Origin of the sequence: Janthinobacterium sp. NKUCC08_JDC (assembly GCF_019345575.1) — a bacterium.
Classification (GTDB): Bacteria; Pseudomonadota; Gammaproteobacteria; order Burkholderiales; family Burkholderiaceae_D; genus Janthinobacterium; species Janthinobacterium aestuarii.
In genome coordinates this window covers 56,608-63,421 of sequence record NZ_JAHKQW010000021.1, presented here as the reverse complement: position 1 = coordinate 63,421, position 6,814 = coordinate 56,608, and the positions used below count along the sequence as shown (strand labels likewise).

General features: G+C 64.3%; 5 protein-coding genes. All 5 read left to right on the top strand.

Features of this window, described 5'->3' with window-relative positions:
* The first annotated feature begins 194 nt into the window (after positions 1-194).
* On the top strand, positions 195-878 hold the full coding sequence (locus tag KO538_RS27925) for a VWA domain-containing protein (protein ID WP_072453725.1): 684 nt from the start codon (positions 195-197) through the stop codon (positions 876-878).
* A gap of 3 nt (positions 879-881) precedes the next feature.
* Positions 882-1,649 (top strand): PP2C family serine/threonine-protein phosphatase, encoded by a 768-nt coding sequence (locus tag KO538_RS27920; protein ID WP_072453724.1) that lies wholly within the window; start codon positions 882-884, stop codon positions 1,647-1,649.
* Between the two features lie 74 nt (positions 1,650-1,723).
* Positions 1,724-3,997 (top strand): hypothetical protein, encoded by a 2,274-nt coding sequence (locus KO538_RS27915; RefSeq protein ID WP_219330301.1) that lies wholly within the window; start codon positions 1,724-1,726, stop codon positions 3,995-3,997.
* A 15-nt stretch (positions 3,998-4,012) separates the two neighbouring features.
* Positions 4,013-5,353, top strand: a complete 1,341-nt coding sequence (locus KO538_RS27910; protein ID WP_219330300.1) for a toxin-antitoxin system YwqK family antitoxin — start codon at positions 4,013-4,015, stop codon at positions 5,351-5,353.
* Entirely contained in the window at positions 5,338-6,699 is a 1,362-nt protein-coding gene (locus KO538_RS27905) for a toxin-antitoxin system YwqK family antitoxin (RefSeq protein WP_219330299.1), read from the top strand. Before KO538_RS27910 ends, KO538_RS27905 begins: the two co-directional genes overlap by 16 nt.
* The last annotated feature ends 115 nt before the right edge of the window (positions 6,700-6,814 follow it).

Below are 6,814 nucleotides of genomic sequence, written 5' to 3'. Positions count from 1 at the left end.
AGCCCCTCCTTTGTGAGGAGGGGCTGGCCGCCGCCATCTGGCCTGGGCAACTATCAAGATAGTACAAAGACATCAGTGCTGCAATGGTTTGCAATAATATGGTGGGATAGTGTTCTGTAGGAAACTTGCACGGGCAAAACACGTCCATGATGTAAGATTCGCACTATGACCGATTTCACATTTGCCGATAGCCCATGAGTTCAATAATGATTCCCGACGTCGCCCTGGTCGACAATACCGAACAACGCACACCGCTGGTGCTCGTGCTGGACTGCTCCGGCAGCATGGATGGCGAGCCCGTCGCCCTGCTGAACGAAGGTCTGGCCTTGCTGGAACAGGAACTCAAGTCCGACGTGATCGCCGCCAAACGCGTGCGCATCCTCGTGATTCAATATGGCGCCCACGATGAAGCCGTGGTGGCCAGCAACTGGTGCGATGCCATGGATTTCACGGCGCCCCGGCTTGAAGCGAACGGCACCACGCCGACCGGCGCGGCCGTCGAGCTGGCCTTGGCCGAGATCGAGCAGGAAAAGCAGCGCTTCCGCCAGGCGGGCGTGGCGTACACGCGGCCGTGGCTGTTTTTGATGTCGGACGGCGAACCGACGGACCGCTGGCAGCACGGCGCCGAGCAGGCGCGCGCGGCCGAGCAGGCCAATAAAGTGGCGATCTTCCCCATCGCCGTGGGCGACAACGCGAACATCGATTCCCTGGGGCAGTTTTCCAGTCGTGGCGAACGCGGCGTGAAGCAGCTGAAGGGCTTGCAGTTCCGCGAACTGTTCCTGTGGCTGAGCGCCAGCATGCAGGTGGTGTCGCAATCGCGTCCCGGCGCGCAGGCGCAACTGGCCTCGACGGACGGCTGGTCTGTCGTGAGCACCTGATCGATGGCAGCAGTGCAAGCAACACAGGATTCCTGGCGCGTTTTTGGCGCCTCCGTCACGGGCAAGGCGCATTTGGATAAAGACATCCCTTGCCAGGATGCGCATGCGCACGCCGTCGTGGGCGACGTCCTGGTGGCCATCGTCTGCGATGGCGCCGGTTCGGCCAGGCTCAGCGAGCAGGGCGCACAGTTTGTTTCCGCGCAAACCGTGCAGGCGCTGGCCGGACGGCTGGAGCAGGGCGCCACCGTGCAGGATTTACATGACGGCGCGTTGGCAGGCACCCTGGCGCAGATCCGCGCCGCGCTGGACGATATCGCCCGCGCCGCCAACGCCACTCTCGACGATTACGCTGCCACAGTTGTCGGCGTGGTCATGGGGCAAGATACCGGCTTCTTCTTCCACCTGGGCGATGGCCTGGGCGTGGCGCAACTGGGCGATGGCGGCGAACTGATCTCGCTGCCCGCCAACGGCGAATACGCGAACGAAACATACTTTATCAGCGGCGAGCGCTGGCGCGAACAGCTGCGCCTGCTGCCGATACCCCAGTCCGTGCGCGGCGTCGTGCTGATGTCGGACGGTTGCATGCCCTTTGCCATGAGCAAGAACAATGCGGCCTTGTACGCGCCGTTCATGGATGCCGTGCAAGGCTATCTGCGCACGGTCGAGAGCATCGAACTGGGCAATACGGCGCTGGCGTCCACCCTGGCCGACCCGCGCACGCACCAGATCACGGGCGACGACAAGACCCTGTTGCTGGCCTTGCGCGCATGAGCCGGAAGCAGGGTGTGACACCGGGCCTGAGTCCGGGTGGAAAAATCTGGCTCGACAAAGTCCGTAGCCTTGTCTTGGGCAAACTCATCAAGAGCGGCGGCGCGGGCAGCGTGTATCTGCTGCCGGGCGCGCCCACGCAGGTGGCCAAGCTGTACCACCCGCACCTGGACCGGGCCGCCAACCGGCGCAAGCTTGAAGCGATGCTGGAACTGACGCCCAAACTGCCCGATCAGTTGGAAAACGGCAAGCGCTACGTGCAGATCGCCTGGCCGCAAGCGGCCGTGTTCGACGGCCAGGGCGGCTTCGCCGGTTTCGTCATGCCCTTGCTGGACATGGCGCAGACGGCCGAGCTGGAGCAGATCATGCAGGAGCGGCAAGCGCGCGCGGCAGGATTGCCCACGGGACTCGGTCCCAAGTTGACCCTGGCCGCCAACCTGGCCGCCGTCATCGATGCGCTGCACCAGCAGCAGCATTATGTGGTCGATCTGAAACCCGTGAATCTGCGCTTTTACCGCGATTCGCTGTACATCGCCATGCTCGATTGCGACGGTTTCAGTATCCAGGGCCATGCCGAGCGGTTTCCTGCGGAGCAATTCACGGCCGACTACCTGGCGCCGGAATTCCAGCGCAAGGGCATGCCGGCGGGCACGGAAATGGCGCAAGACCGTTTTGCGCTGGCCGTCGTCATCTTCCAATTGCTCAACTTTGGCATCCACCCGTACAGCGGGCGGCCCGGCAATGCGCAAGTGGCGACCGATATTCCCGGGCGCATCCGCGACGGCTGCTATGCGTATGGCGTCAAACGCCACAAGCAGCTGGCGCCGAACGCCACCAGCGGCCACGCGCTGATGCCGCCCGAGCTGCGCGCCATGTTCGACCGCGCGTTTTCCCAGTCGCCAACACCGCAACGGCCATCGGCGGCCGACTGGGCGCAGCTGCTGCGCGGCTATGCGCAGCGCAGCGACGGCAAGCTCGTCGTGTGTGGCGCGAATCCCGAGCACCAGCATTTCGCAGGCCTCGGCTGCGCGGCGTGCGCGCGCGGCAAGGTCATCGCCGCGGCCGGGCAGGCGTCCGTGCTTGCCCAGCAGCAGATACTGGCGCAGTCCCAGCCGCAGCAGCGCAGCGCGCGCGGCGCGCACCATACGGCGCCGGGGCAGGCGCCCGTGCGGCTGCCTGCAGGCGGTGCGCAGGTCAAGGCGGTTGGCATTTCCGGCAAGGGCTGGGCCGTGGTGGTGCTGCTGATCGTGCTGTTTCTGATCGGCTTTACGGCCTGGACCTCGTCGTCCGATGAAGTGACGGACAAGGCCAGCCTGCAGGCGCAAGCGGACCAGGCGGCAGGACTGGAAGTGTTTCGCTGGCGCTCGCCCAAGGCGGCCGGTTTCCAGCCGTCCGATGCGCGCAAGGCCGTGCGCAGCCTGTCGCAAGCGATCAGCAAGGGCGACGATGACGCCGTCACGCGGGGCTTGCAGCTGTTGTATCGTTCCGGGGAGAAAAAGTCGACCAGCTACAGCGGCGACCGTACGCAGGCGCGGCTGCGCGCGTCGTTGCTGGAGGGCCTGGGCTGGGTGCCCGGCTATGAACCGGCGCTGGTCGCTACCTATCTTGATCTGCTGCAAGCGAACCCGCGCGACCATCTGGTGGCGGCGGCCATGGGCCGCATGCACCTGAGCCTGAATGAACCCCAGGCGGCGCGCCAGTACTTCGAGCAAGCCGTGTGGGCGCACCCGACGGATGGCACGGCCTGGCTGGGCATCGCCGCTGCGGCGCTGCTGCGCGGCGGCGACGAGCGCGATGCCGTGAACCTGGTGGCGCTGGCGCACCTGACGGCTTACCGCTACGCTGTGGAGCATGCCTTGCCGGCCGAGCCGGGTCAGCCGGCCGACAATGGCGTCGCGCGCATGGCGCAGCGCATGGACCTGGCCGCCAAGGTGCTGCGCCTGGCCCAGCCCGGCGCCTACCAGAAACGCTGGGACAAGGTGCTGGCCGAGGGCGCCTCGCTGGCAGCCAAACTCAAGGCCATGCCGCCCTTGCGCGACCAGGTCGGCGGCGTGCAGCGCGACACGATGACGACGGTTGCGTATGGCGTGCTGGACGAAAAGCACGCAACGGGTGAAAACCGCCTGACCCTGACCATCGCGGCCGACGGCACCCTGAGCTATGCGGCGGCCGAGTTGCCGATGGAGTCGATGCTCAACAAGGTGCTGCTCGACAGCGTCAAGCGCTGGACCTATTTGCCGGCCGTGCAGCACGGTCAATTGCAGGATGCCAAGGTGGTGGTGCTCGTGCGCTACCGCGATGGCCGGGTCAGCTTCGAGCCGGGCGGTGTGGCCGTCACGGCGGATAATTAAAGGAATAGCATGAAAATGAAGACGATATGCGCCGTGCTGGGCGCATCCTTGCTGGCCTCAGGCATGGCGCAGGCGGACATCGTGCAGCGCCTGGTAGTGACGGCCATGGCGGCCGAACCAGATAGCGAAGGCGGCGATGTGTTCACTATAGCGGGCACGACGGCCTGCGGCGGCAAGCAGATACGCATGGATGCGCGCTCGGTGAACCTGGACGAGGCGCCGTACGAGGCGCTGAAAGCCGGGCTGGCCAAGCAGATCCGCAGCAAGACGCCCATGCTCGTTACCCTGAAAAAATGCCCGGACGATGCGAGCGTGCCCATCGTGCGCCAGATCGCCGCCTGCACGCCAGCGGCCTGCACCGACGGCCGGGCGCGGTTGTACTTGCACGAGCGTTTCTACCCCATCGAGCAGGAAAAGGCGCCAAACGTGTTGCTGTTGCCTTTGCCGAAAGGCAAGCTGCCGGGTACGTGGAAGGTGGACATTTACAGCGTGGCCGGCCACAAGCTGCGCCTGTCGGGCCAGGTCAACCGCGCCGATTATGCGCAGGGCGAGCTGGTGGGCGGCTATGTCACGTATTACCCGAATGGCAAGATCGAGAAACAGGTGGCGCAGGATGGGCAGGGCCGTCAGCATGGCATCGGCAGCAAGTATTTTCCCGATGGCACGCTGGAGCTGCGCGGTGACTGGCGCCATGGCTTGCCAGAAGGCGAGCATCAACGCTATCACGCTACCGGCAAGTTGAGTGAAACGAGCATCTACCGCGACGGCAAGCAGCTCGACGGGCCAGTGCAGACGTTTGATGAAAATGGCAAGCTGAGTAGCAGCTACACTTTGCGCGGTGGCAAGATGGAAGGCGAGATGCTCACATACTTTTCTGATGGAAAAATCTCCAGCCGCGCGGAAATGCAACACGGCAAGTTCAATGGCGTGAGCACGAATTACTACCCAAATGGCGCCGTGCAAGCCAGGATGACGCAGGTTAACGACTTGCCCACGGGCGAGGCAATGGAATTCTATGCGGACGGCAAGGTGAAAAGCCGCCAGCAATATGGAGACAAGGGCGGGCTGCTCAGTATCCAGCGCTACAGCCCTCAGGGCGTGCTGGTGCTGGAACGGAAATGGGATGCACAACTGCGCGAACAGGGCACGTCGCGCTCGTGGTACGAGAACGGCAAGCCGGAACAAGCCATCGACTACGTGAACGACCGGCGCGACGGCTGGAGCCGCAGCTGGCACGAGGATGGCAGTTTGAAGGGCGAATGCCAGTACGTGGCCGGCAAGGCCCAGGGCGGCTGCGGCGAAGCGCCGCCAGCGCCGGAACTGCAGCGCAAGGAGCAAGCATGGCGCGCCTTGTGAAGCATGTGCTGCTGGCAACGCTGCTGTGGCCGGTGCTGGCCCACGCCGAGATCGAACAGCGGCAAGTAGTCAGCGCCATCAAGGCGACGCCCGACGGCGATGTGCTGACCCTCGCCAGCGACAGCGGCTGCGGCGGCAGGCAGGTGCTGATGGATGCCGTGTCCGTGGGCCTGGACGCGCAGCAATACGCCGCCATGAAGCAGCAATTGGCCAAGCTGATACGCGACAGGACGCCGTTGTTGATGCGTATCAAATTCTGCCCTGCGCCAGGTAATGTGGGGGCGCTTGGCATGCCCGATGTCGGCAAGCTGGGCGGCTGCGAGCCGCAAGCCTGTGCCGATGGCAAGGCGCGCCTGTACCTGAATCACAATCTGACGCGCGGCGAAGTCAAGGAACATGCGCGCTATGCGCTGGTCGTGCCGCTACCGCCAGGCAAGACGCGCGCCACCTGGCAAGTCGAGATCTATCACGTGCGCGAAGGCGAGCCGAAGCGGCTGATTGGCCAGGTCAACGATCCCGATTACCTGCGCGGCAAGCTGGTGGGCAACTACAGCATGTACTACCCGCATGGCCAGGTCGAGATGCAGGTGGAGCAGGATGGCCGCGGCGTGCAGGAAGGTGTGCAGACCCTGTATCGTCCTGACGGCCAGATTTCCATGCGCAACACGTGGCGCAATGGCGTGCAGGAAGGCGAACAGCGGACCTACCACGATACGGGTAAGCTGAACGAGGCCAGCCAGTACGTGAACGGCGCCCGCGCCGATGGCGTGGTGGGGTCTTTTGATAAAGACGGCAAGCTGCGCACGCGCATGACCCAGGTCAAGGGCCAGACGGAGGGCGAGCTGCTGCTGTTCTATCCGGATGGCACGGTGGAAAGCCGCAGCCGGTACGAGAACGGCATCCAGTCAGGACCGAGCACCGGCTACTTCCCGGATGGCAAGGTGCAGCGTACAACGCAGTACGTGGATGACAAGCCCGTGGGCGACAGCGTCGAATATTATCCGGATGGCAAAGTGGCCAGCAAGCGCACGCACAGCGGCCACTTCGTATTGCGCAGCGAACAGCGTTTCAGCCGGGCTGGCGTATTGATGGTGGACAAGCAGTGGAATGCAGGCGGGCGCGAGGAGGGCGCATTGCGTTCCTGGTATGCCGATGGCAAGCCGCGGCAGCTGATCGAGTATATCGATGGCGAGCGCCAGGGCTGGACGCGGCACTGGCGTGCTGACGGTAGTGTGGAAAGCGAGTGCCGTTATGTGGCGGATGAGCCGCAGGGGGAGTGCACGGGGGCGTCCGCGAAGATGTCGTACACGGAGGATGGAATTGAATTTGAGATGCCGGAGCAGTGAGGCACGTCAATTAACCCAAGACAAGGACTGGGGTCAGACCCGTCGGGTCTGACCCCGGCTCTTTGCCTGAGGGTTCGGTGATGCTATCGGCTTACAAATAGTCTAGGACTGAGGC

Excerpts from the sequence above, each read along its gene's own strand:
- KO538_RS27920 (WP_072453724.1), top strand. The coding sequence starts at position 882 with ATGGCAGCAGTGCAAGCAACACAGGATTCCTGGCGCGTTTTTGGCGCC.
- KO538_RS27905 (WP_219330299.1), top strand. The coding sequence starts at position 5,338 with ATGGCGCGCCTTGTGAAGCATGTGCTGCTGGCAACGCTGCTGTGGCCG.
- KO538_RS27910 (WP_219330300.1), top strand. The coding sequence starts at position 4,013 with ATGAAGACGATATGCGCCGTGCTGGGCGCATCCTTGCTGGCCTCAGGC.
- KO538_RS27925 (WP_072453725.1), top strand. The coding sequence starts at position 195 with ATGAGTTCAATAATGATTCCCGACGTCGCCCTGGTCGACAATACCGAA.